Here is a 23,399-nt window from a genome sequence, read left to right as displayed (position 1 = left end):
AATGGACAAGATGACACTGAATTACCCGCGGGCACCACTACGCGGCACAATTTCCGTGCCGGGAGACAAATCCATCTCTCACCGGGCGGTCATGTTCGGGGGAATCGCAAAGGGCCGTACGACAGTCTCTGGTTTTCTGCCTGGCGAGGATTGCCTGCGTACAATCGAATGCTTCCGCCTGCTCGGAGCGGATATCAGCCGCAACGGAACGGAACTGGTGATCGAAAGTCCCGGCATAGACGGGTGGCAGGAGCCGGCGGATATTCTCTACACCGGAAACTCCGGCACGACCACACGCCTGATGCTCGGAATCCTTGCCGGCTCACGAGTCCATTCGGTAATTGCGGGGGATGAGTCGATCGCCAAACGGCCGATGAAGAGAGTGACCGGCCCGCTCAAACAGATGGAGGCCGATATCCGCGGCCGCGAGGGGGCCCAGTACACACCGATTTCGGTCCTGGGGGGGCCTCTCAGCCCCATCGACTACGAGATGCCTGTCGCGAGCGCGCAGGTCAAGTCGGCTATCCTGTTTGCCGCAATGCGCGCCGGTGGAACGTCGGTCATCCGCGAGAAGGAAGTCTCCCGCGACCATACGGAGCGGATGATGCGCAATTTCGGGATGGACGTTCAGTCGGAGGACGGCGTCATTACTCTGCGGGGCGGCCAGGAGCTCACACCGGTCCATGTGGATGTACCCGGCGACATATCGTCGGCGGCGTTCTTCCTGGCAGCGTCAGCGATGGTGCCGGATAGTGAAGTGGTTCTCAAAAACGTTGGTCTGAATCCTACGCGCACAGGCATGATCGACGTCCTGAAAGCAATGGGCGCCGATTTTGAGGTGGACGTGACCGACACAGATGATTCTGAGCGGCGCGGAGCAGTCACCATCCGCTCGTCTTCCCTGAAGGGGACCGAAATCGGCGGCGACCTGATCCCCCGCCTGATCGATGAGATTCCGGTGATCGCCCTTCTGGCGACACAGGCCGAGGGGACGACCGTGATCCGTGATGCGGAAGAGCTCCGGGTCAAGGAGACGGACCGCATCGCTGCCGTTGCCGAAGAACTTGGAAAACTCGGGGCGGACATCTCTCCTACAGCCGACGGCATGGTCATCCATGGTCCGACGAAACTGTCGGGCGCCGCCCTTGATTCAAGGGGGGACCACCGCATCGGTATGATGGCCGGGATTGCGGCGCTTGTCACGGACGGTCCCGTTGAACTTCAGGACCCCGGATGCATCGCGATTTCCTACCCGGAATTTTTCGGACATCTGGATTCCCTCCGCGGAGAATAAGCTCCCTGGAGGGGCTTTTTTCTTGTGAAGGAAGCCTTGCTTCCAGTAGCATTGAAGTATGAAAAATGCGGGGACGGGTGAATACTGATGGAGACAATCGAACAACTTCAACAATATATTCTGGATGGCGAATTCAAGAAAGCGGAATCGCTCATTCTCGAAATCGGGGCTTCCCCCGATATGGAGACTCGCTATATGGCTGCTGGATTTCTGGCCGAGTACGGGTTCCTTCAGGAGGCGGACACGCTTTATGAGGGCATGATGTCGCTGATGCCGGAAGAGGCACAGCTGAAGATCGACCGGGCACAGGTGCTTATCGAGCTCGGTGAGGAAGATGAGGCCCTCCTGCTGCTGACTTCTGTGGGACCGCAGGACGAAGAGTATCCGCAGGCACTTCTTGTTCTCGCAGACTACTATCAGATGGCCGGAATGGCGGAAGCGGCTCTGAGGAAGGTCGAGGAAGCCGAAGGGATCCTCCCGGACGAGCCCGCGGTGAAGTTCGCCAAAGCCGAGCTTCTTTTGGATGGCGGACGCTATGCGGAGGCGGCAAGGCTTTATAAGGAGGTCCGCCAGGCCACCAGGGAATTGGCGGGTGTCCGGCTTTCCGACCGGATTGCGGAAGCCTATGCGGCCGGGGCGGCATTTGAGGAAGCCCTGCCATACTATGCGGAATCGCTGGAAGATGCGAGAACACCCGATATGCTGTTCGGCTATGCCTATGCCGCTTACCAGAGCAAACAGTACGGAGAGTCCATAAAGAAGCTTGGAGAACTGAAAGCAATGGACCCCGATTACTTTTCCGCTTATGCCCTGCTTGCCCAGGCGCAGACGATGGAAGGGGAGGACGAGTCCGCTTATACGACGCTTCAGGAAGGGCTTGCCCGTGATAAATACGACAAGGAACTTTACTTTTCGGCCGGAAAGCTTGCACTCAAAACCGGCCGCACGGAAGAAGCCGAATCCCACTTCAATGAGGCGATCGCACTCGATCCCGAGTATATGGATGCCCTCCATGCACTCATGTCGCTTTACGATCATCAGGAGCGGAATGAAGAAATCATCTCGATGATCGGAGAGCTGCGGGATGAGGGCCGGGACTGGCCGGCACTCTATCCGTTTGCCGCGGCCGCCCACGAGCGCGAAGAACAGTTCAATGAGGCATATGATTTTTACCGGCTTGCATATAATGATTTCAGGGAAGACCCGCAGTTCCTTGAGAATTTCTCCCTTTTCCTGCTGGATGAAGGAAAAAGGGAAGAGGCCATCGAATTGATAAAGCAACTCGCCGTCCTCATGCCGGACGATCCGAGATGGTCTTCATTCCTGGAGACGGAAATGTAAAGGGAAAGGAGGGGATGGTGTGACAGCGTCAGTCCCGGTCGCCGAGAAAAAGGAGTTTGTCAGGTGGTTTCTGAAAACCTACCATTTAAAACGGCGGGAGTGCGTTTGGATCCTGAATTATCTCCTGAGCCACGATCAGCTGCTGAATCATGTGCGTTTCGTTGATGAGGCACACTACTGCCCGAGGGCGATGGTAATGTCCACAACCGATTCGGACGGCATCCCATTCCGCTTTTACAAAGGGAATCTGATGACTGCGGATGCCGAGAAGTCATTCCATGACTTGCGGCTCCATCCGGAAGAGCATATGTACCTCCAGCTCAACTTCCCGAACCGGCATGCATGCCCAGAGTATGCGGCAGTGCTGGAGGACAATCCGTACGTACCGGAATACATCAAAATCAGCGACAAGGACCGCAGGGAAGCCGAACAGCTGCTCGAAGAGAGCGTCCTGGCCTTCCGCGAGGAGCAGCTTCTCCGCCAGATCGACGAGGCGCTCGACCAGAACGACAAAGATAAATTTTTCGCCCTCTCCAAGACGCTCCAGTCGATCAAGGAGATTGGCTCCAAGTGACTTCATCTTCCCGGATGAAGTCTTTTTCTTTTGCTTGTGGTAAAGTGAAAAGGCAGGAAAGTTTGAATGGAAGCTTTTAGGAGGAGTTTTTCTATGAACTGGACAGCGAATGACCTTGATCTTTATATGCAGCAGCAGGAATATATCGATACCGCCATCATTCCCCTCGTCCATATCGGAAGCGGGGGCGCTATGAAGCAGAGCGCGTCTTCGGCCGAGTTTCTCATGAACCTGGCCGCATTCATCGAACGGCAGTTCAAGGGGCGGGTCGTCTTGTTTCCGCCATTCAGCTATACAGATGGCAATGACAAGAGCCGGCTTGCTTCGGAATGGTCCGCCTCGATCTCGGACATGCCGTTTAAGCATGTGTTCCACCTGACGACTGATCCTTCCTGGTCAAGAGAGGGCATCATCCCGGATGCCATCTGGATTCCGTCGATTCCGCTGGAGAGCATGGACAAGAAATTGAAACAGTCCGTCCTTGAAGATCAGGTGCGGCAGATCATCCCGGTTCTCACCGCCAGATGGACAAGCGAATAAAGCCGACAAAAAAAGTTCACAATCTCCACATACCGCCAAATGCTTTGTTGAATTTCGAATTTGATTGGGATATCATAGATATGTCCTAGCTAAGCTATTCAGTAAAAGTTTGTCCGATGGACTGAACCTTTAGTAAGAGGGGGGAACATGATGAGCAATACTCGAGTTTCACGGCGCCAATTCCTGAACTACACACTTATGGGCGTCGGCGGATTCATGGCTTCCGGAATGCTCATGCCAATGATCCGTTTCGCAGTGGACCCTGTCCTCGAAGCCGGCGCTGCGGGAGATTACATCCCGACAAGCCAAAAGGTGAGCGAGCTGACAGAAGAGCCTGTCCGTGTAGACTTCACGTACGATCAGGTTGACGGCTGGTACGAGTCCGAAGTGACCGGTACAGCATGGGTTTACAAAGAAGGCGATAAAGTCGTAGCTCTTTCGCCTGTATGTAAGCACCTTGGCTGCACAGTCAACTGGGCAGGGGATTCGGCACACCCGAATCAGTTCTTCTGCCCATGCCACGCAGGCCGCTACGAGAAGAACGGCCAGAACGTTCCGGGAACGCCACCAACCGGACCTCTGGACGAATTTGATGTAAAAATCGAAGATGACCTGCTCTACCTTGGGGCCACAAAACCGAATACGTTGATTTAATCTAGTTAGGGGGTAAGACAACCGTGCTGAACAAGATCTATGACTGGGTGGACGAGCGGTTGGATATCACGCCGATCTGGCGCGATATTGCCGACCATGAAGTACCTGAGCACGTAAACCCTGCGCATCACTTTTCTGCATTCATTTATTGTTTCGGGGGCCTGACATTCTTCGTTACGGTCATCCAGATCCTGTCCGGAATGTTCCTCACCATGTATTACACGCCGGACATTGAAAATGCATGGAAATCCGTTTACTATCTTCAGAACGAAGTGGCATTCGGAGAAATTGTGCGCGGTATGCACCACTGGGGAGCCTCTCTTGTCATTGTCATGATGTTCCTCCATACTCTTCGGGTATTCTTCACAGGCTCCTACAAGAAGCCGCGTGAGCTGAACTGGATGGTCGGTGTCCTGATCTTCATCGTCATGCTCGGACTCGGCTTTACAGGATACCTTCTCCCATGGGACATGAAAGCCCTGTTCGCTACTAAGGTCGGCATCGAGATTGCCGCTTCCGTACCGTTCATAGGGGATTGGATCAAGATCCTCCTTGCAGGGGACGCCACGATCCTTGGTGCGCAGACACTGACACGCTTCTTCGCGATTCATGTCTTCTTCCTGCCGGCTGCCCTGCTCGGACTGCTCGCAGCGCACTTCATCATGATCCGGAGACAAGGTATTTCCGGTCCGTTGTAAGACTGGCGGACACTAAGATCCTTATAGAGGAGGGGACACTATGCATCGCGGTAAAGGGATGAAATTTGTCGGGGATTCCCGTATCCGTTCTTACGAGAAGAACCGGATCCCTAAAGACTATTCAGAGTATCCTGGCAAGACGGAGGCTTTCTGGCCGAACTTCCTTCTGAAAGAATGGATCATCGGCGCCATCTTCCTTGTCGGTTACCTGATTCTTACGGTCGCGCACCCGTCGCCGCTTGAGCGGCAGGCCGACCCAACAGACACCGGGTACATCCCGCTGCCTGACTGGTACTTCCTTCAGATGTATCAGCTCCTGAAATATGAATTTGCTTCCGGCCCGTATAACGTTGTCGGTGCCATCATTATCCCGGGCCTCGCAATCGGCGCGCTCCTGCTTATGCCATTTTTGGATACGTCCAAAGAGCGCCGTCCGTTCAAGCGCCCACTGCCTACAGCTTTCATGCTTCTCACACTGTTTGCGATGATTTACCTCACTTGGGAATCTGTCGTCAACCATGACTGGGAAGCGGCAGAAGCACAAGGTCAAATCGTCGAAGAAGCAGAGTTTGACACGTCTGATCCGGGCTATGAAATCTATATGGGCCAATCGTGTGTCACCTGCCACGGCGAGAACTTCGAAGGGACTCCTGCCGGGGTTCCGCTCACGGGTACAGGCCATACACCTGAAGAAGTTGCGGACATCGCCGTAAACGGCGTCGTCAAAGACGGCCAGCAGGTCATGCCGGCTGACGCATTCGAAGGCAGTGACGAAGAGCTTCAGCAGCTTGCTGAGTTCCTCTCTACTGTTACCCAACAATAATTCCGAAAGAAAGAGCCAGGGGACTGGCTCTTTTTTCTTACCCGGAGGTTTCCCATGCAATCCGTGATCCCATACATCCGCGCGGTCCTGGAAGACCGGCGTTTCCTCACCCTTCTATTCTTCATCAACCTGGGCGGCACGATCTACGGCTATATCTGGTACGAGTCCCAGCTCCGGATCACCGAACCGATTTTCCTCCTGTTCGTGCCGGACAGCCCGACGGCCAGCCTGTTCTTCACGCTCGCAATTGCCGCCTGGATCTGGGGAAGGCACTGGAAGCTGATTGAGGCACTCGCCCTGATCACGCTTGTCAAATACGGCTTATGGGCGGTCGTCATGAACATCTGGACACTTGTGGAAGTCGGCGAGATCGGTGCCACGGGATGGATGCTCGTCGCTTCCCACTTCCTGATGGCGGTCCAGGCGGTCCTTTATCTGCCGAAGTATGCGTTTGGCGTCTGGCATATCGCCATCGCTGCTGTCTGGACACTGCATAATGATGTGATCGACTATGTGTTCGGGCAGATGCCGATCTACGGCCGGATCATGGAGCATATCCGGGTCATCGGCTACTTCACGTTCTGGCTGTCTATTGCCTGCATCTCGCTGGCGATTTATGCTTGGCGCCGCCGGAACGTATCAGTTGCCGGAGAAGCTCCTCAGCCGGTAAAATAAAGAGAGAGACAAAAGGGAGGAAGAAGAATGTTCCTGATCTATCTGATCATCATCATTGCACTGCCCCTCTATTCGCAGTTCAAAGTCAAAAACACGTACAACAAGTATGCCCGTGTCCGCTCCACGTCCGGCATGACCGGAAGGGAAGTGGCACGGATGATCCTTGACCGCAACGGCCTTGATAATGTAAAAGTTGTCGAAACGCAGGGTGTACTGTCCGATCATTACAATCCGCTGACCAAGACGGTTGCGCTTTCTTCGGACAACTACCACAACGCTTCCGTCGCGGGTACGGCCGTCGCAGCCCACGAAGTCGGCCACGCCATCCAGGATGCGCAGGATTATGCATTCCTCCGCTTCCGCCACCGGCTGGCCCCTGTTGCGAACATCACATCCAACGCGTCGTGGATCTTCATCATGGCAGGCCTGTTCTTCTCAAGCATGAACAATCTGCTTGGAATCGGTATCGTGCTCATGGCGGTCGGCGTCCTGTTCCAGCTTGTGACGCTGCCGGTCGAGTTTAACGCCTCAAGCCGTGCGATGAACCAGATCGTCGAGCTGGGCATCATCCGGAACGAAGAGGAGCCCCATGCCAAAAAAGTGCTTAGTGCAGCTGCACTCACTTATGTGGCGGCAGCCGCAGTCGCTGTCCTCGAACTCCTGCGACTGGTCCTGATTTTCCAGAACCGCGAATAATTGCATGCAAGACACCCCGGCTTTCCTCTGAAGGAATGACGGGGTGTTTTTGTATGATCTCCATTTTGGTCTGCCGAAAAATCAGTCAAGCGGCTTTTTTTCCTCATCCAGTGTAAACCCTTCGCCCATGACATCATGCACGTCCGTGACAGAAACGAAAGCTGACGGGTCCACGCTGTTGATGATGTTCTTCAGCCTGACGATCTCGTTCTTGCCGACCACGCAGTACAGCACTTCGCGCTCCTGCTTGGTATAGTGGCCGCGGCCCTTCATGACAGTTACACCCCGGTCCATCTCCGCCGTGATTTTATCCGCGATCTCGTCCTGCCATTCGGAGATGATCCAGGCGCCGCGTCCCGAGTAGGCGCCTTCCTGTACGAAGTCGATGACCCTTGCGCCGACATAGACCGCAACCAGTGTATACATCATCTTCGGCATCGTGAGATAGGTCGCCCAGGAAAGAAGGATGACACCTGCATCAAAGATGAACATCGTGCGGCCCATGCTCCATCCGTAGTACTTGTTCGCCAGGCGGGCGATGATGTCTACGCCTCCGGTCGTTCCGCCGAAACGGAAGATGATTCCGAGCCCGATGCCGATAAAGACGCCTGCGAACAGGGAGACGAGAAGGAGGTCGTTCTCCATATGGATGTCATATTGATATGTTGTGAAGATGCGGAGAAAGACCGACACAGCCACAGTACCTACGACTGTATAGATGAACGTTTTCCGTCCGAGCAGCTTCCATCCGATAAAGAACATCGGCACGTTCAGGACCAGGTTCATAATGGCCGGGTCCAGCTTAAATACGAACAGCAGAATCAGCGTCAGGCCGGTAAAGCCCCCTTCCGCAAGCTCATGCTGGATATTGAAATGGACAAGGCCAAAGCTGAAGATGGCCGCGCCAAAAAGAATCATGATCAGATTTTTGATTTTGATCCCCCGGAACAAATGCATCACCCCTCCGAACAAGTCTTTACCCCACGTCAAGTATCCTTGATTCAATTAGTTTTGACAATAGAGCAGGGGATTATATACGATTGACAAAGGAGTGATGCATGTATGGATGAATCTCGTACGATGAAGGACATGCAACAAGAAGTGGACCGTTACATATCCCAGTTTAAGGAGGGGTATTTCCCGCCGATGGAGATGCTCGCCAGGCTGACGGAAGAGCTGGGGGAACTGTCGAGGGAAGTGCAGCATGTATACGGCACGAAAAAGAAGAAACCCGGAGAGGCTGAGAAGTCACTTGAGGAGGAGACGGGCGACCTGTTCTTCGTCCTCGTCTGTTTCGCCAATGCGAACGGGATCGACCTTGACCGGGCGCTTGCCGGGGTCATGGAGAAGTTCAACCGACGCGACAGCGGGCGGTGGACCAAAATCGGGGAGGAATGACGATGATCCGTGTTGCAGTTGCAGGTCCCCGCGGGCGCATGGGCGCACTCGCGGTGGAGACGATGATCACCGGCCGTGAGTTTTTGCTGGTTGGTGTTCTGGACAGAAAGATGGCGGAAAGTTCAAACATGCTTGCAGGGTCCGTCCCGATCTATACGGATATGCTGACCCTCGTCGATGAGGCGAAACCGGATGTGTTGGTCGAACTGACCAGCCATGAGTCGGTTTATCCGAATACACGGGACGCCATCATGAACGGGATCAGGCCCGTTGTCGGGACGAGCGGGCTGACGGTGGATCAGATCGGGAAGCTTTCGGAGCTGTCCAGGGAGCACGGAATCGGGTGCATCCTGGCCCCGAATTTCTCGATCGGTGCCGTTCTTCTCATGAAGTTTGCCGCAATGGCTGTAAAGTATATGCCGGACGCGGAAATCATTGAGCTGCACCATGACGGCAAAAAAGAGTATCCGTCCGGGACGGCGTCGCTGACCGCAAGGATGATGGCTGAAGCGGCCGGATCGCAAGAAGGCGGCGATGCACCGGATGGCAGAGGGACGGATGTTGCCGGAATCCCGGTTCATAGCGTCCGTCTTCCGGGACTGGTCTCCCATCAGGAAGTGCTGTTTGGCGGCGAAGGGCAGCTGCTCTCGCTCCGGCATGATTCTTTCAGCAGGCAGTCCTACATGTCGGGAATGGTGCTTGCCGTGAAAGAGGTCATGAATAGGGACTGTCTCATAGACGGATTAGACAAGATTATCGGGTAACTGGAGGGGTTCGGATGAATATTGCACTGATCGCACACGACAGGAAGAAAGATGATCTGATCCAATTCGTCATCGCCTACCTGCCAATTTTCAAGGAACACGCTTTGTTTGCGACCGGCACGACAGGCAAGCTTGTTGGAGAAGCAACCGGACTGGATGTTCACCGTTTCAAGTCAGGACCGCTCGGCGGCGACCAGCAGATCGGGGCGATGGTTGCGGAGAACCGCCTCGATCTCATTATTTTCTTCCGCGATCCGCTCACCGCCCAGCCTCACGAGCCGGATGTTTCGGCACTGTTGCGCCTGTCGGATGTATACAAGGTGCCGCTTGCCACGAACATGGGCACGGCCGAAGTGCTTTTGCGCGGACTTTCGGAGGACCATCTCGATTGGCGGCTCAACAAAAACCCTGAAGGCGGTGGCATGGCATGAGAAAACTCAAAATCGGCATCACCTGCTATCCGTCTCTCGGCGGTTCAGGGGTTGTTGCAACTGAACTCGGCATCCTTCTTGCGGAGCGGGGCCACGACGTCCATTTCATCACGTCCGGCCGTCCGTTCCGCCTTTACATGGACCAGCCCAACATCACAGTCCATGAAGTTGAGGTCAGTCAATATGCCGTATTCAAGTTCACGCCATATGACATCGCCCTAGCCAATAAAATATCGGAAGTCATCGTCGAGGAAGAACTCGACATCCTGCATGCCCACTATGCCGTCCCGCATGCGATCTGCTCCGCGCTCGGGCGCGACATGGCAGGTGTGCCCATCCCGATCATCACGACGCTGCACGGGACGGACGTGACCATTCTTGGCCATGACCGGACACTATCCGGCACAGTGAAATACGGAATCAACAAATCCGATATGACAACAGCGGTCTCGGATTCCCTCAAGGAAGAGACATACGAACTGATCCGGCCGGCGAACGAGATCCGGACCATCTACAACTTTATTGATGAGCGCAGCTACCGTCCCGTCAATGCCTACCATATGAAGGCGGGCCTCGGCATCGCCGAGGCGGACAAGATTGTCATCCATGTATCCAACTTCCGCAAGGTCAAGCGTATCGAGGATGTCGTCCGGAGCTTTGCCATCATCAACAGGGAAGTGCCGTCAAAGCTGCTCCTTGTCGGAGACGGACCGGAAGTCGAGCCAATCCATGCACTGGTTGCAGAAGAAGGGCTTGGGACGGAAGTGCTGTTCCTGGGCAAGCGCGACGACCTGCCTGATCTGTTCTCAATCAGTAACCTGAACATGCTCGTCTCTGAAAAAGAGGCATTTGGACTCGTCCTGATCGAGGCGATGGCTTGCGGCGTGCCGTGCATCGGCTCGGACATCGGCGGCATACCTGAAGTGATCGAGGACGGGAGAAACGGCTTTATCCGACCTCTCGGTGACATCGAGGGGTACGCAGAGGCGGCGATCCGCATTTTGAAGGATTCCGATCTGGCCTCAAGATTCTCCCAAGATGCCATCCGTTCGGTTCGGGAGAGGTTCGGTTCGGAGCGGATTGTCCGTGAATACGAGTCGGCCTACTACGAGCTGCTGGAGCGGAAGGAATCTTGACGGACAAACACTGGCAATCGGCATTTGAAATTGTCGGGCGCCTCAGGGAAGCCGGTCATGAAGCGGTGATTGTCGGGGGGGCGGTCCGTGACCGTCTGATGGGACTGCCGGCTCATGACGTGGATGTTGCGACGGCGGCACTGCCGCAGGAGGTCAAGACGATCTTCCCCAAAACGGCAGATGTCGGCATTGCCCACGGAACGGTGATGGTTCTTGATCCGTCTCCGCCGGTCGAAGTGACAACCTACCGGACAGAAGGCATCTATACTGACCACCGCCGTCCCGATCATGTGGAATATGTGACTTCGCTCAGGGAAGATCTTCGGCGCCGGGATTTCACGATGAATGCCATCGCCATCCGGGGGGATGGCTCTCTCTATGACCCTTTCGGAGGGGAAGAGGACATCAGACGGGGGATTATCCGTGCTGTCGGCGACCCGGACGAACGGTTCGGGGAAGATGCGCTCAGGATGCTGCGTGCCGTCCGCTTCGCTGCGAGGACCGGATTTGAAATTGAACCTGGAACAAAAGCGGCGATCAGCAGGCAAGCCGCAAGCATCCACCATGTATCCGTGGAGCGCATCAAGGTGGAAATGGACAAGGTCTGGGCAAGCGGCCGGGCGGGCCTTGCTGCGCAACTCATGGCGGAGACAGGCCTTGCGGAACATCTTCCGCTAATGGAGCGGGCATTCTCAGCAACGAACCTCGGCATCTGGCAGAAATTCGGCAAGCCGGCAGAAACGGTCGAGGGCTGGGCACTGCTCTACCTTCTGGCCGGTTTTCCGGAAGGCAATCCGTACAAATTGTCGAACGCGGAGAAGCGGTCGGTCGGAGATATTCTCAAGTCGTGCAAAATCCGTTCGGAGCGCCCGTATAATCCGATGGATGCCTACCGGCTGCCGGAGCATGCGCTCATCACAGGCGCGAAGTTCGCCCATCTGACGGGGAAATCCGGTGATCCGGAAGATCCGGGGAAGATCAGGTCCCTGAAAAACGGGCTCCCCATCTCTTCCCTGAGGGACCTCGCCATTACCGGAAATGATCTGATCGGATGGTCCGGCAAAAAGGGCGGACCATGGGTGAAAGAGTGGCTGTCAAACATCGAGGAAGCGGTCGTCACCGGGCATCTCAAGAACACCCGGGAAGACATCAAAGGATGGTTTTTAGATGGAATCGAAAGTAAAAGATAAAGAGAGCCTGCTCAGGCGGCTCATGGAGGCCGGCGGAGAGCCGGTCTCCGGACAGATGCTGGCTGATGAAGCCGGTGTTTCCCGTACGGCCGTCTGGAAGTGGGTCCGTGAACTGGAGGAGGACGGCTTTACTGTCCGCTCCGTCCGGAAAAAAGGGTATGTGCTGGAGGCATCACCGGACAGGCTTACGCCCGCACTGATCCGGAAGCACCTGAAGGATGACCCATTCGTCAGTGAGATCATCCACTTTGAATCAGTCGAATCGACGATGCCAATCGCCCACAGGGAAGCGCAAAGCGGCGCACCCGACGGGACAGTGATCGTCGCTGAGGAACAGACGGCAGGACGCGGCCGGCTGGCGCGTCCTTGGACATCCGCCGCCGGCAAGGGAATCTGGATGAGTATCATCCTCAAACCGGACATCCCGCCGCACCGGGCACCACAGTTTACGCTGATTGCCGCTGTGTCCATCTGCCGGGCCATCCGCGAGCTGGCGGATGTGGAAGCACGCATCAAGTGGCCGAATGATCTGCTGATCGGCGGCCGGAAGGTGACGGGCATCCTGACCGAACTTCAGGCAGACCCCGACCGTGTCCAGGCAATCATCATCGGCACCGGCATCAATGTAAACCAGGAGCCGGAAGACTTCCCGGAAGAACTGGCGGATATCGCGACTTCTATCCGGATGGAATCCGGCCAGCCGCTTGACCGCGCTGCGCTTGCGGCCGCGGTACTGAGAAATCTCGGGTATTACTCAAGGTTATATCTTGAAGAGGGGTTTGCACCCATCAAGTTCCTATGGGAGGAAAACTCTGATACGATCGGCCGAAGAGTGAATGCGGTCATGGTGCGGGAGACAGTTACCGGGACGGCAGTCGGCATCACAGAAGACGGCGTTCTGGAGATCCGGACAGAAGACGGCAGCATCCGCGGCATTTATTCCGCGGACATCGAGCCCGCAGAATAACCGCTTGCGCAGGGAAACCGCTTTCTGCTATATTGGAGGCGGAGAAGGGCGGTATCGTAACTGAACTGCACCTGAAACAAGCTGAACGGCCGGAAAAGCGAAGCCATTCCCAAGACGGGAAGGATCGCCAATAGACTTGGTCCGCCTTGATCCGAAAAGACAGGGACGGAGAAGACCGGAATGCATATTCAGCCCTTCTGCCATTTTTGGCGGAAGGGCTTTTGGTTTTCTCCAGGAAAGGAGAAGAATAATGACAACCACTGCAGACCTGATGAAGAAAAAACAGAACGGCGAAAAGATTGTGATGATGACGGCGTACGATTATCCGACGGCAAAGATGGCTGCCGATAGCGGAATGGATGTACTGCTTGTCGGAGATTCACTCGGAATGGTCGTGCTCGGTTATGATTCAACCGTGCCGGTGACCCTCGAGGATATGATTCACCATGGCAAGGCGGTGCAACGGGGGGCTGGAGATGCATTCACAGTTGTGGACATGCCGTTCGGCACTTACCACGGGAGCATCGACCGTACACTTGAAGCAGCTGTCCGCTTGTTCCGGGAAACCGGTGCGGACGCCCTAAAGCTTGAGGGTGCGGGCATTGTGGCGAAAGCAATCGGGAGACTCGTGTCGACGGGGATTCCCGTGGTTGCGCATCTCGGGCTCCTGCCGCAGTCGGCAGGCGTTACGGGCGGCTACAAGGTTCAGGGAAAGACGGCGCAAGATGCGCTCCGGCTGATCCGGGAAGCGAAGGAAGTGGAGGAAGCAGGCGCCTGCATGCTCGTCCTTGAATGCATTCCCCATCAGCTTGCCGGCCGGATTACCGAAGAGCTTTCCATCCCTGTGATCGGAATCGGAGCCGGTGCGGAAACGGACGGACAAGTGCTTGTATTCCATGATCTGATCGGCTACGGAAGTCATCATGTACCGAAGTTTGTCCGCCGGTTTGCCGACGCCGGCACACCGATCCGAGATGGCATCACCGCCTATGCGACAGCGGTAAGGGACGGCTCCTTCCCGGCGGATGCCCACCGCTTCACGATGAAAGAGGAAGAAGCAGGCAAACTGTATGGAGGCGACCCGGTTGAAACGCATTGAGAAAGTCACAGATATGGCCGCAGTGTCGGGGCGCCTCGCTTCGGAAGGGAAAAGCATCGGGTTCGTTCCGACGATGGGCTATCTGCACGAAGGGCATCTGTCACTGGCCCGGGAAGCCGGGAAAGAAAATGACGTCGTGATCATGAGCATCTTTGTCAATCCTGCGCAGTTCGGCCCCGGTGAAGATTTCGACAGCTATCCGAGAGATCTTGAGCGGGATGCGGAACTTGCGGAAAAGGCGGGTGTTGACATCCTGTTCCATCCGACGCCGGAGGAGATGTATCCGGAAAACAGTGAAATCCGCATCCTGCCCGGCCGGCAGGCGGATGTATTATGCGGCGCAAGCCGTCCGGGCCACTTTGACGGCGTCCTGAAAGTTCTCACCAAGCTGTTCCATCTGACCATGCCGGAGCGTGCTTATTTTGGCCAGAAAGATGCACAGCAGCTGGCCATCATAGAAACGTTTGTAAGAGATTATAACTTCCCGCTGGAAATCCGCCGCGTGCCGACTGTCCGTGAAGAGGACGGACTTGCAAAAAGCTCGCGGAATGTCCGGCTGACTCCCGAAGAGCGGGAGCAAGCCCCGGCTATTTACGAATCTCTGCAGCAAGGGGCGAGGATGTTCAGGGAATCGGGAGATCCTGACCTTGCCCTCGGCACTCTCCGTAAAAGCCTCGGGCACATTCCGGGAGCGGAAACCGACTATGCGGAAATACTTGAGTATCCGTCACTGCGGCCACTCTCCGCGTCGTCTCGGGAAGCGATTATCGCCGCGGCTGTCCAATTTTCCGGTGCACGCCTGATTGACAACATCCTGGTTAATCTGGAGGGGAAGCGATCATGATGAGAATCATGCTGAGCGGTAAAATCCACCGCGCCACAGTCACAGAAGCGAACCTGAACTATGTCGGCAGCATCACAATCGACCGTGACATCCTGGACGCAGCCGGTATGCTGCCGAACGAAAAAGTCCAGGTAGTGAACAACAATAACGGCGCGCGTTTTGAAACCTATATCATTGAGGGCCGGCGCGGGAGCGGGGTCATCTGTGTCAACGGAGCCGCCGCCCGCCTTGTCCAGCCCGGTGATACGGTCATCATTCTCAGCTATGTCCATATCAATGCAAATGAAGCAGAACACCATAAGCCGAATATCGTCCTGATGGGCGAAGACAACCGGATCGACGACGTCATCGGTCACGAGCCGGAAGCGACGGTTTATTAAAATGCCGGACTCCCGAACCCTGTTATTCGGGAGTTCTTTTGTTTGGAGTGGACCTGCGCATATTTCAGGCCGCCGGACAGACGATTCAAAGCCCGGGTATGTGGTACAATTTCGGTAAGACACCGACGGACAGCGAGATGATATAGATGGACGGAAAACGATATGCGGTCGTAGATCTTGAAACGACCGGACATTCACCGAAAAGTGGAGACAGGATGATTGAAATCGGGATGGCCCTTGTGGAAAACGGCACCGTGACAAAAACGTATTCCACCTTCCTGAATCCCGGACGGAAGATTCCGGCCTTCATCAGCAGCCTGACAGGAATTCGGGACAAAGATGTGTCCCGAGCCCCGATGTTCGAGGAACGGGCGGCCGAAATCAGGGAATGGCTTGAGGGCTGCGTGTTCGTCGCGCATAATGTATCGTTCGACCTGCCTTTCCTGCAGCATGAATTCCAGCGTGCAGGCCTTCCGAAGTGGAGCGGGGAAACTGTCGATACCGTGGAACTTGCGAAAATCATCCGTCCGTCCGCGCCAAGCTTCAAGCTGCAGGATATTGCAGCGGAATTCGGCATCGTTCTGGAAAATGCCCATCGTGCCATCGAGGATGCCAAGGCAACGGCGGAGCTCTTCATCAGGCTCCGGGAAGAGACCGCCCGGTTGCCGGAGCCGACGCTTTCCATACTCCATAAACGTTCATTCCGGCTCAAGTCGGACCTGAGTTCACTGTTTTATAGTGCACTTAAGGAAAAACGGCGTCATGCCATTGGAGAAGGCGGCTACCGGATCTGGAAAGGTATCGCAATGAAAAAATCGGTACCGCCAAAGTCACGCATTTCCGCAAATATCGCCTATCCCGGGAATCCGCAGGAGAAAGAATCCCGGTTCCGCCATGCATTTGAGCATTACGAGGATCGGCCGGCACAATCCGCTATGATGGATACCGTTTATACCACACTCGAAACAAAATCCGAGTTCGCTGCAGAAGCAGCGACCGGTATCGGCAAAACTTTTGCCTATCTTCTTCCGGCAGTGGTCCACACCCTCCGAGAAGGCAAACCGATAGTCATCAGCACTTATACCAACCACCTGACCGAGCAGATAATCGGCAATGATGTGGAAAAGGTGGAGCGGGCCGTCGGAGTGCCAATTAGGACAGCGCTCCTGAAAGGCGTCGGGCACTATATCGACCTTGAGCGGTTTGCAGGCATTTTGGCGGCGGCGGATGAGTCCTATGACGAGACCCTCGCCATCTTGCAGGTGGTGGTCTGGTTGGCCGGCACTGAGACCGGAGATCTGGAGGAACTCAATGTGTCAGGCGGGGGCGGACTTTTCCTTGATAAGATCCGCAAATACCGGGCCGCCGTCCGCGATGGGGAACTGGAGAACATCGATTACTACCTCCGTACGCTGGAGCTTGCAAGGAATGCGGATCTGATCGTCACCAACCATGCCATGCTCCTGTCGGCGCAGGAGCGCAGCCATTCACCGTTTCCGGATTTGTCGGGAATGGTCATTGATGAGGCCCATCAGTTCATCACGGCGGCACGCTCCCATGCAGAAACGCTCTTTTCATACACTGATTTCAAATACACACTTGGCCAGATGGGGAGATCCGGTGAAGGGCTCCTTCAAGACCGGTTTGTTTCGCTTGCCCGTAAAACCGGCTTTCCGGGCGAGCGGGAGGCCGTGCGGGCAGGGGAGATGTATGACAGGGCGATGGATGCATTCGATGGCGCTTTCGAGGGCATCCAACTGCTTATTCAGACTTTGGGTGAAGACCGTCCGCATGAACAAAAACGGACCTATGCGCTCGCTGATCTCGAACCGCTCCTCCCGCGCTGCAGGGAAGCCGGTGAGCAGTTGTATGCCTATCTGGATAAAGTCACAGAACTCACTTCGCCTCTTGTTTCCGCAGGAGGACACCAGCCTGAAGAAGCCCGGTTCCTGTCTGAGTGGCAGCACTGGATCCGTGAAATCCGTCTGCAGGCTGCCGGCTGGATGGAACTGTTCGGCCCGGCAGGACTTGAGGATGCGGCTGCCTGGATAGAGGCCGACATGAGAAGCATTCCGGGAAGCCTGAAGATTGTCCGGCAGCCTGCTGATGTTTCCGGCATGATCCGGAAAGCGGTCAATCCGGATGGGCGCTTCGGGGTGATCTGGACATCCGGGACGCTTTCAATTCCGGGAAGGGAGCGGTTCATCGCCGATCAGATCGGTCTTCCCCGGACGGTCGAAATCCGGAAGTTCACCGCACCGCCGGAATTTTACCGGGGTGCAAAAATGTACATCGTCAGTGATATGCCTGATATCCTGAATGTGCCGCAGCAAGAATACATCGAATCGGTCGCAGACGCAGTTGTTCAGGCAGTGATCGCGACTGGGGGAAGGTGCTTTGTTCTCTTCACCTCCCATGACATGCTGCGCAAAACCTACGAGCTGATCGTCGACAGCGAACTGCTGGCAGAATATATGCTGATTGCCCAGGGCATCACACCGGGAAGCCGGATGCGGCTTCTGAAGTCTTTCCAGCGTTTCAATCATTCCGTGCTGTTCGGCACGGACAGCTTCTGGGAGGGGGTGGACGTACCGGGTGAAGCACTGGCTGCGGTCATCGTTGTCCGGCTGCCATTCAGCTCACCGGAGAACCCTCTGTTCAAGGCAAGGGCCGCAAGAGTGGCAGCTTTGGGGAAAAATCCGTTTCAGGAACTTTCGTTGCCGGAGGCCATCATCAAGTTCCGCCAGGGGTTCGGGCGGCTGATCCGCTCGACATCCGACCGCGGGGCCTATATTGTGCTTGACCGCAGGATCGAGAAGAAATCTTACGGTGCAGAGTTCATCCGGGCGCTACCGCCTGTCCCTGTCGAGAAAGTCGGCCTTGGTGATATGGTGCTTGAATTGGAAAGTTGGTATAATGACGAAGTATGAAGACAGAAGGCAGGTCTAATATGGAAAGCAGAATTGAAATTGTGAACACCATCAAAGTAAAGTATCAGCCGGATCTATATAAAATTGTCGACGCGCTTAACCGGACATTGAAGGAAGACGACCTGATGTTCGGGCTTGCCCTCGACCCGGATGATCATGAGACGGCTGTTTTCACAATCTACAGGACGTGACCGTGTCATGAAAAACTGGATCAGATTCACTGCCATCTTCACGCTCGCCCTATTTACGCTGATCGGGGTTATCGTTTTTTATCAGGCCCAGAAGCCGATCGGGAAAGCGGAAGAAAAGGCTGAGACGCGTGCAATCGCGGAAGGTCAACTTACCGAAATCACCAGATCCTACCCTGTGAACGGGACCCGACCGTCTATTACGGTGCTGGGCAAGGACAAAGAGGGCCGATCAAAGGCGGTATTTGTTCCGGACGGCAAAAAAGGTGAAATCCAGGGCGTCCTCCTTTCAGAAGGCATCAGTCCGAAAGAAGCGCTTTCGGCAGTCCGTGAGGAGATGAACGTTTCGGATGTGATCCATGTCCACCTTGGAACAGACAAATCCGGACCTTACTGGGAAGTGGCCTTTACCGGGCCTGATGATAAGCTGAACTATGTTCTTTTGAATTTTGGGGACGGCAAAACACGGACGAAAATATTGAACTTATAGGAAGGGGTTCCCGGCATGGACCGCAGACTGGCAAAACGGACAGAAACGCTTACACCATCTTCGACGCTTGCGATCACAGCAAAGGCGAAGCAGATGAAAAAAGAGGGCATCGACGTCATCGGACTCGGTGCCGGGGAGCCGGATTATAATACGCCGGACCATATCATTGAAGCCGCCTATGCATCGATGAAGGAAGGCAAGACAAAATATACGCCGGCAGGCGGTCTTCCGGAGCTTAAAGATGCCATCATCCGCAAGATGGCAAGGGACCACGGACTTACATACAAGCCATCCGAGGTACTCGTCGGCATCGGGGCGAAGCACGTTCTGTATACGCTCTTCCAGGTCATCCTGGACCCGGGCGACGAAGTCATCATCCCGATCCCGTACTGGGTCAGCTATCCCGAACAGGTGAAACTTGCCGGCGGCGTTCCTGTACACATAGAAGGATCGGTGGATTCCGGATTCAAGATCACGGCCGAACAATTGAAAGAAGCAGTATCGGAAAAGACAAAAGCGTTTATCCTGAACTCACCGAGCAACCCGTCGGGGATGATCTATACCGAAGACGAGATGCGTGCCATCCTGGAAGTCTGCAGGGAAGCGGACATCTGGATCATCTCCGATGAGATCTACGAAAAACTGATCTACGGTGATGCCAAGCATGTATCCATTGCGACGCTTTCAGATGATGCGAAAGACCGCACGATTGTGATTAACGGCGTCTCGAAGTCCCACTCGATGACAGGCTGGAGAATCGGCTACGCATGCGGCGACGAGGCGGTCATCAAGGCGATGACTGACCTTGCGAGCCATTCCACGTCCAACCCGGTCACAACTTCGCAATATGCGGCGATTGAGGCATATGAAGGTTCGTGGGATGCGGTCGAGACGATGAGAAAGGACTTTGGAAAGCGCCTGGATGCCGTTTATCCGATCCTTTCAGATATTCCGGGCTTCAAGGTCCTGAAGCCGCAGGGCGCCTTCTACCTGCTTCCTGACGTGTCGGAGGCAGTCCGGAACACCGGCTTCACAGACACCGATGCCTTTGCGCGTGCGCTCCTGGAAGAAGCAAAGGTCGCAGTGATTCCGGGAAGCGGCTTCGGGGCACCGGATACGATCCGGCTCAGCTATGCGACCGAACTCTCGCAGTTCAAGGAAGCCGTCCGGCGGATCCGTGAATTTGTGGAGGCCCGCTGGCAAGACTGAAACGATAATCGGAGGTTTACTTTATGGATAAAATCATGATTAAAGAAATGCCGCAGCATGTCGGAGAAACAGTCCGCATCGGCTGCTGGCTCGCGAACAAGCGCTCAAGCGGGAAGATTGCCTTCCTTCAGCTCCGCGACGGTTCCGGCTTTGTGCAGGGGGTCGTCGTCAAGGCAGATGTTCCGGAAGACGTGTTCGCTGCGGCAAAATCGATCAACCAGGAAACGTCGATGTACGTGACCGGTACCGTCATCGAGGACGGGCGGTCCGCTTTCGGATGCGAGCTTCAGGTTTCCGGCATCGAAGTGATCGGAGAGGCTGAGGACTACCCGATCACACCGAAAGAGCACGGCACCGAATTCCTGATGGACAACCGCCACTTCTGGCTCCGTTCCAAGAAGCAGCATGCCATCATGAAGATCCGGAACGAAATCATCCGCGCGACTTATGAATTCTTCAATGACCGCGGTTTCGTGAAGATCGACCCTCCGATCCTGACCGGTTCAGCACCGGAAGGCACGTCGGAACTGTTCCACACCAAGTACTTTGATGAGGATGCATTCCTGTCCCAATCCGGCCAGCTCCATTTGGAAGCAGCCGCGATGGCACTTGGCAAGGTATTCTCGTTCGGGCCGACATTCCGGGCGGAAAAGTCCAAGACCCGACGCCACCTGATCGAGTTCTGGATGATGGAGCCGGAAATGGCGTTCACCGAACACGACGAAAGCCTTGAGGTTCAGGAGCAATATGTCTCTCACCTGGTCCGGTCTGTGCTGAAAAACTGCCAGCTGGAACTCGGCGTACTCGGTCGCGATACGTCCAAACTTGAAAAGATTCAGGCCCCGTTCCCGCGCATCACATACGACGAAGCGATCGAATTCCTCCACGAAAAGGGCTTCGACGACATCCAGTGGGGCGACGACTTCGGCGCACCGCACGAGACAGCGATCGCTGAACACCATGACAAGCCGGTATTCATTGTGAACTACCCGACGGCGATCAAGCCGTTCTACATGCAGCCGCATCCGGACCGCGACGATGTCGTGCTCTGTGCGGATCTGATCGCACCGGAAGGCTACGGTGAGATCATCGGCGGTTCCGAGCGGATCCATGATTATGACCTCCTGAAGCAGCGGATCGAAGAGCATCAGCTGGACCCAGAGGCCTACGCATGGTACCTCGAGCTCCGCAAACAGGGCTCCGTGCCCCATTCCGGTTTCGGTCTCGGCCTTGAGCGGACAGTTGCCTGGATCTCCGGAGCCGAACACGTCCGTGAAGCGATTCCGTTCCCGCGTCTGCTGAACAGGCTCTACCCATGATGAAGATGAAGGAGGTTGATTCGGTGACTAGTCAGGATCGGCTCCGCATCTGGATTGAGCAGGGGAATGTCTCCATTTCCCAGCTCTTTTTTAGCTCTTATAAGCAGCTCGGCATTCGCGACCTCGATGCCCTTCTTGTCCTGCAGCTGATGTCGTTTGCCGAAAATGGTCAGGGCCTTCCCGGACCGTCGGACCTGTCAGCCAGGATGTCGCTGTCCGATGAAGAAATCGGCAACGGCCTCCAGCGCCTGATGCAGTCAGGGTTCCTGACGATTGAACGGACGATGGACGAAAATGGCGTGCTGAATGAAAACTACAGCCTTCAGCCGCTCTGGACGCGTCTGGTCGATGCACAGGTACTCGGATGCTCCGGCAAGGAGGAAGAAAACCGGCAGGCGGAAGAGGGCGAGATTTTCGCCATGTTCGAGCAGGAGTTCGGCCGGCTTCTCTCCCCGATGGAGTGCGAGACGATCTCGATGTGGTTTGACCAGGACGGCCATTCCGCCGATCTGATCAAGGCGGCTCTCCGCGAAGCAGTGATTGCGCGGAAAGTGAGCCTCCGCTACATCGACCGGATTCTGTTTGAGTGGAAAAAGAAAAACATCCGGACCGTCCAGGAGGCGGAAGGGGAAGCACGGAATTTCCGCGGCCATGCCCAGCCTTCCCGGCACGCATCCGGCAACGAATCCAAACGGAAAGTCCCGTTCTACAACTGGCTGGAAGAACGGGACTGACCGATAGACCACTAATTGGCCGGCCGGCTCCCATCAAGCGGGAGCCGGCCGTTTCAGAAAGGACCAGGACATGCTGACGAAAGCCCAATGGAATGTATGCCGAGAAGAAATTGCCGACATGTATCCGGACGCGCACTGTGAACTCGTCCATGACAATCCGTTCGAGCTGCTGGTTGCGACAATGCTGTCAGCCCAGTGCACTGACGCACTGGTCAACAGGGTGACAAAGGATCTGTTCCAAAAGTATAAGCGGCCGGAAGATTACCTGGCGGTACCTCTTGAGGAACTACAGGATGACATCCGTTCGATCGGCCTGTTCCGGAACAAAGCGAAAAACATCAGGGCGATGAGCGAGATCCTGCTGGAGAAACATGGCGGAATCGTCCCCGACGACCGGGACACCCTCACGACACTGCCCGGTGTCGGCCGGAAGACGGCAAATGTGGTCGTCTCCGTTGCATACGGCGTGCCGGCATTTGCAGTCGACACCCATGTGGAGAGGGTTTCCAAGCGACTTGGCCTCAACCGCTGGAAAGACAGCCCGCTTGAGGTTGAGCAGAAACTGATGCGCTGGACACCGGAAGACGAATGGTCGCAGACCCACCACCAGCTGATCTTCTTCGGACGATATTTCTGCAAAGCGAAAGGTCCCGAATGCGGCATCTGCCCAATCCTCAACATGTGCCGCGAAGGGCGTAAGCGTATGAAACTGAACAACAAAGATGAAGAAGCGGAATAAACACAGAAAACCGGAATGGCCAATGAAAAGGCAATTCCGGTTTTTTCATTTGCTTGATTGCAAGAGTTCAGCAAGAGTTTTTCCGTGGAAAGCTGGGCATTTCCCAAGTCCGCTTACCAAAAATGGCGTGCGCTTCGGGTTTGTGTACGAACCCGAGAAGTTCGTGTACAAAAAGGAGCGTGTTCCGGGTTCCCGCACGAATCTAAGAAGTTTACGTACGAAGAGGGAGGCCGTCCTGAGTTCGCTTACGAACCCAAGAAGTTCCTCTATGAAAAACTAGCGCAAC

26 protein-coding genes are annotated in these 23,399 nt (G+C 55.4%); 25 read left to right on the top strand and 1 reads right to left on the bottom strand.

Going from position 1 to position 23,399, the window contains the following annotated elements:
• Window position 1 precedes the first annotated feature (1 nt).
• From aroA to DZC51_RS09330, 9 genes are all read left to right on the top strand, one after another.
• Window positions 2–1,294, top strand: a complete 1,293-nt coding sequence (gene aroA, locus DZC51_RS09370; protein WP_157295136.1) for a 3-phosphoshikimate 1-carboxyvinyltransferase — start codon at window positions 2–4, stop codon at window positions 1,292–1,294.
• An 87-nt stretch (window positions 1,295–1,381) separates the two neighbouring features.
• Window positions 1,382–2,635 carry a tetratricopeptide repeat protein gene (locus tag DZC51_RS09365; RefSeq protein WP_157295135.1) on the top strand — a complete coding sequence of 418 codons (1,254 nt, stop codon included), beginning with the start codon at window positions 1,382–1,384 and terminating at the stop codon, window positions 2,633–2,635.
• 19 nt (window positions 2,636–2,654) lie between these two features.
• Entirely contained in the window at window positions 2,655–3,209 is a 555-nt protein-coding gene (locus tag DZC51_RS09360; RefSeq protein WP_157295133.1) for a ReoY family proteolytic degradation factor, read from the top strand.
• A 93-nt stretch (window positions 3,210–3,302) separates the two neighbouring features.
• Entirely contained in the window at window positions 3,303–3,749 is a 447-nt protein-coding gene (locus DZC51_RS09355) for a YpiF family protein (RefSeq protein WP_157295131.1), read from the top strand.
• Window positions 3,750–3,899: 150 nt separating this feature from the next.
• Entirely contained in the window at window positions 3,900–4,403 is a 504-nt protein-coding gene (locus DZC51_RS09350) for a QcrA and Rieske domain-containing protein (protein ID WP_157295129.1), read from the top strand.
• Window positions 4,404–4,426: 23 nt separating this feature from the next.
• Window positions 4,427–5,101, top strand: a complete 675-nt coding sequence (gene qcrB / locus DZC51_RS09345) for a menaquinol-cytochrome c reductase cytochrome b subunit (RefSeq protein ID WP_157295127.1) — start codon at window positions 4,427–4,429, stop codon at window positions 5,099–5,101.
• A 40-nt stretch (window positions 5,102–5,141) separates the two neighbouring features.
• Window positions 5,142–5,924, top strand: coding sequence for a menaquinol-cytochrome c reductase cytochrome b/c subunit (locus DZC51_RS09340; protein ID WP_157295125.1), 783 nt, complete (start codon window positions 5,142–5,144; stop codon window positions 5,922–5,924).
• Between the two features lie 54 nt (window positions 5,925–5,978).
• Window positions 5,979–6,599, top strand: a complete 621-nt coding sequence (lhaT, locus tag DZC51_RS09335) for a lipoprotein heptaprenylglyceryl N-acetyltransferase LhaT (protein ID WP_157295123.1) — start codon at window positions 5,979–5,981, stop codon at window positions 6,597–6,599.
• 27 nt (window positions 6,600–6,626) lie between these two features.
• Window positions 6,627–7,295, top strand: a complete 669-nt coding sequence (locus tag DZC51_RS09330) for a zinc metallopeptidase (RefSeq protein WP_157295121.1) — start codon at window positions 6,627–6,629, stop codon at window positions 7,293–7,295.
• Window positions 7,296–7,376: 81 nt separating this feature from the next.
• Here the strand turns inward: DZC51_RS09330 and DZC51_RS09325 are convergent, their stop codons facing one another.
• Window positions 7,377–8,252: a YitT family protein gene (locus tag DZC51_RS09325; protein ID WP_198304096.1), complete on the bottom strand. Its 876-nt coding sequence runs from the start codon at window positions 8,250–8,252 to the stop codon at window positions 7,377–7,379.
• Window positions 8,253–8,357: 105 nt separating this feature from the next.
• Between DZC51_RS09325 and DZC51_RS09320 the strand changes: the two genes are divergently transcribed.
• From DZC51_RS09320 to nth, 16 genes are all read left to right on the top strand, one after another.
• On the top strand, window positions 8,358–8,693 hold the full coding sequence (locus DZC51_RS09320; RefSeq protein ID WP_157295117.1) for a nucleotide pyrophosphohydrolase: 336 nt from the start codon (window positions 8,358–8,360) through the stop codon (window positions 8,691–8,693).
• Window positions 8,690–9,457: a 4-hydroxy-tetrahydrodipicolinate reductase gene (dapB, locus tag DZC51_RS09315; RefSeq protein WP_157295116.1), complete on the top strand. Its 768-nt coding sequence runs from the start codon at window positions 8,690–8,692 to the stop codon at window positions 9,455–9,457. Before DZC51_RS09320 ends, dapB begins: the two co-directional genes overlap by 4 nt.
• Window positions 9,458–9,471: 14 nt before the next feature.
• Window positions 9,472–9,888: a methylglyoxal synthase gene (mgsA, locus tag DZC51_RS09310; protein ID WP_157295115.1), complete on the top strand. Its 417-nt coding sequence runs from the start codon at window positions 9,472–9,474 to the stop codon at window positions 9,886–9,888.
• Window positions 9,885–11,024, top strand: a complete 1,140-nt coding sequence (bshA, locus tag DZC51_RS09305; RefSeq protein ID WP_157295114.1) for an N-acetyl-alpha-D-glucosaminyl L-malate synthase BshA — start codon at window positions 9,885–9,887, stop codon at window positions 11,022–11,024. The genes mgsA and bshA overlap by 4 nt, the downstream gene beginning before the upstream one ends.
• Window positions 11,021–12,214 carry a CCA tRNA nucleotidyltransferase gene (locus DZC51_RS09300; RefSeq protein WP_232524104.1) on the top strand — a complete coding sequence of 398 codons (1,194 nt, stop codon included), beginning with the start codon at window positions 11,021–11,023 and terminating at the stop codon, window positions 12,212–12,214. Before bshA ends, DZC51_RS09300 begins: the two co-directional genes overlap by 4 nt.
• Window positions 12,192–13,181 carry a biotin--[acetyl-CoA-carboxylase] ligase gene (locus DZC51_RS09295; RefSeq protein ID WP_157295113.1) on the top strand — a complete coding sequence of 330 codons (990 nt, stop codon included), beginning with the start codon at window positions 12,192–12,194 and terminating at the stop codon, window positions 13,179–13,181. Before DZC51_RS09300 ends, DZC51_RS09295 begins: the two co-directional genes overlap by 23 nt.
• 250 nt (window positions 13,182–13,431) lie before the next feature.
• On the top strand, window positions 13,432–14,280 hold the full coding sequence (panB, locus tag DZC51_RS09290) for a 3-methyl-2-oxobutanoate hydroxymethyltransferase (protein WP_157295112.1): 849 nt from the start codon (window positions 13,432–13,434) through the stop codon (window positions 14,278–14,280).
• Window positions 14,267–15,124: a pantoate--beta-alanine ligase gene (gene panC / locus DZC51_RS09285; RefSeq protein WP_198304093.1), complete on the top strand. Its 858-nt coding sequence runs from the start codon at window positions 14,267–14,269 to the stop codon at window positions 15,122–15,124. The genes panB and panC overlap by 14 nt, the downstream gene beginning before the upstream one ends.
• Window positions 15,121–15,504, top strand: a complete 384-nt coding sequence (panD, locus tag DZC51_RS09280) for an aspartate 1-decarboxylase (RefSeq protein WP_157295109.1) — start codon at window positions 15,121–15,123, stop codon at window positions 15,502–15,504. Before panC ends, panD begins: the two co-directional genes overlap by 4 nt.
• Window positions 15,505–15,650: 146 nt before the next feature.
• Window positions 15,651–18,434: an ATP-dependent DNA helicase DinG gene (gene dinG / locus DZC51_RS09275; RefSeq protein ID WP_157295107.1), complete on the top strand. Its 2,784-nt coding sequence runs from the start codon at window positions 15,651–15,653 to the stop codon at window positions 18,432–18,434.
• Between the two features lie 20 nt (window positions 18,435–18,454).
• Window positions 18,455–18,625 carry a YpmA family protein gene (locus DZC51_RS09270; RefSeq protein ID WP_157295105.1) on the top strand — a complete coding sequence of 57 codons (171 nt, stop codon included), beginning with the start codon at window positions 18,455–18,457 and terminating at the stop codon, window positions 18,623–18,625.
• 7 nt (window positions 18,626–18,632) lie between these two features.
• The gene (locus tag DZC51_RS09265) at window positions 18,633–19,112 is read left to right on the top strand and encodes a cell wall elongation regulator TseB-like domain-containing protein (protein ID WP_157295103.1); all 480 of its coding nucleotides are present in this window, start codon (window positions 18,633–18,635) and stop codon (window positions 19,110–19,112) included.
• A gap of 15 nt (window positions 19,113–19,127) precedes the next feature.
• Window positions 19,128–20,321, top strand: a complete 1,194-nt coding sequence (locus DZC51_RS09260; RefSeq protein ID WP_157295101.1) for a pyridoxal phosphate-dependent aminotransferase — start codon at window positions 19,128–19,130, stop codon at window positions 20,319–20,321.
• Window positions 20,322–20,344: 23 nt separating this feature from the next.
• Complete coding sequence (asnS, locus tag DZC51_RS09255) at window positions 20,345–21,640, top strand: asparagine--tRNA ligase (RefSeq protein ID WP_157295099.1); 1,296 nt, start codon at window positions 20,345–20,347, stop codon at window positions 21,638–21,640.
• Window positions 21,641–21,663: 23 nt separating this feature from the next.
• On the top strand, window positions 21,664–22,374 hold the full coding sequence (locus tag DZC51_RS09250; RefSeq protein WP_157295096.1) for a DnaD domain-containing protein: 711 nt from the start codon (window positions 21,664–21,666) through the stop codon (window positions 22,372–22,374).
• Window positions 22,375–22,444: 70 nt separating this feature from the next.
• Window positions 22,445–23,113: an endonuclease III gene (nth, locus tag DZC51_RS09245; RefSeq protein ID WP_157295095.1), complete on the top strand. Its 669-nt coding sequence runs from the start codon at window positions 22,445–22,447 to the stop codon at window positions 23,111–23,113.
• Window positions 23,114–23,399 lie beyond the last annotated feature (286 nt).

Origin of the sequence: Bhargavaea sp. CC-171006 (assembly GCF_009761675.1) — a bacterium.
Taxonomy (GTDB): Bacteria; Bacillota; Bacilli; order Bacillales_A; family Planococcaceae; genus Bhargavaea; species Bhargavaea changchunensis.
This window is presented reverse-complemented; position numbering and strand designations above follow the sequence as displayed.

Excerpts from the sequence above, each read along its gene's own strand:
- aroA (WP_157295136.1), top strand. The coding sequence starts at position 2 with ATGGACAAGATGACACTGAATTACCCGCGGGCACCACTACGCGGCACA.
- DZC51_RS09365 (WP_157295135.1), top strand. The coding sequence starts at position 1,382 with ATGGAGACAATCGAACAACTTCAACAATATATTCTGGATGGCGAATTC.
- DZC51_RS09355 (WP_157295131.1), top strand. The coding sequence starts at position 3,303 with ATGAACTGGACAGCGAATGACCTTGATCTTTATATGCAGCAGCAGGAA.
- DZC51_RS09350 (WP_157295129.1), top strand. The coding sequence starts at position 3,900 with ATGAGCAATACTCGAGTTTCACGGCGCCAATTCCTGAACTACACACTT.
- DZC51_RS09340 (WP_157295125.1), top strand. The coding sequence starts at position 5,142 with ATGCATCGCGGTAAAGGGATGAAATTTGTCGGGGATTCCCGTATCCGT.
- lhaT (WP_157295123.1), top strand. The coding sequence starts at position 5,979 with ATGCAATCCGTGATCCCATACATCCGCGCGGTCCTGGAAGACCGGCGT.
- DZC51_RS09330 (WP_157295121.1), top strand. The coding sequence starts at position 6,627 with ATGTTCCTGATCTATCTGATCATCATCATTGCACTGCCCCTCTATTCG.
- DZC51_RS09325 (WP_198304096.1), bottom strand. The coding sequence starts at position 8,252 with ATGCATTTGTTCCGGGGGATCAAAATCAAAAATCTGATCATGATTCTT.
- DZC51_RS09320 (WP_157295117.1), top strand. The coding sequence starts at position 8,358 with ATGGATGAATCTCGTACGATGAAGGACATGCAACAAGAAGTGGACCGT.
- dapB (WP_157295116.1), top strand. The coding sequence starts at position 8,690 with ATGACGATGATCCGTGTTGCAGTTGCAGGTCCCCGCGGGCGCATGGGC.
- mgsA (WP_157295115.1), top strand. The coding sequence starts at position 9,472 with ATGAATATTGCACTGATCGCACACGACAGGAAGAAAGATGATCTGATC.
- bshA (WP_157295114.1), top strand. The coding sequence starts at position 9,885 with ATGAGAAAACTCAAAATCGGCATCACCTGCTATCCGTCTCTCGGCGGT.
- DZC51_RS09295 (WP_157295113.1), top strand. The coding sequence starts at position 12,192 with ATGGAATCGAAAGTAAAAGATAAAGAGAGCCTGCTCAGGCGGCTCATG.
- panB (WP_157295112.1), top strand. The coding sequence starts at position 13,432 with ATGACAACCACTGCAGACCTGATGAAGAAAAAACAGAACGGCGAAAAG.
- panD (WP_157295109.1), top strand. The coding sequence starts at position 15,121 with ATGATGAGAATCATGCTGAGCGGTAAAATCCACCGCGCCACAGTCACA.
- dinG (WP_157295107.1), top strand. The coding sequence starts at position 15,651 with ATGGACGGAAAACGATATGCGGTCGTAGATCTTGAAACGACCGGACAT.
- DZC51_RS09270 (WP_157295105.1), top strand. The coding sequence starts at position 18,455 with ATGGAAAGCAGAATTGAAATTGTGAACACCATCAAAGTAAAGTATCAG.
- DZC51_RS09265 (WP_157295103.1), top strand. The coding sequence starts at position 18,633 with ATGAAAAACTGGATCAGATTCACTGCCATCTTCACGCTCGCCCTATTT.
- DZC51_RS09260 (WP_157295101.1), top strand. The coding sequence starts at position 19,128 with ATGGACCGCAGACTGGCAAAACGGACAGAAACGCTTACACCATCTTCG.
- asnS (WP_157295099.1), top strand. The coding sequence starts at position 20,345 with ATGGATAAAATCATGATTAAAGAAATGCCGCAGCATGTCGGAGAAACA.
- nth (WP_157295095.1), top strand. The coding sequence starts at position 22,445 with ATGCTGACGAAAGCCCAATGGAATGTATGCCGAGAAGAAATTGCCGAC.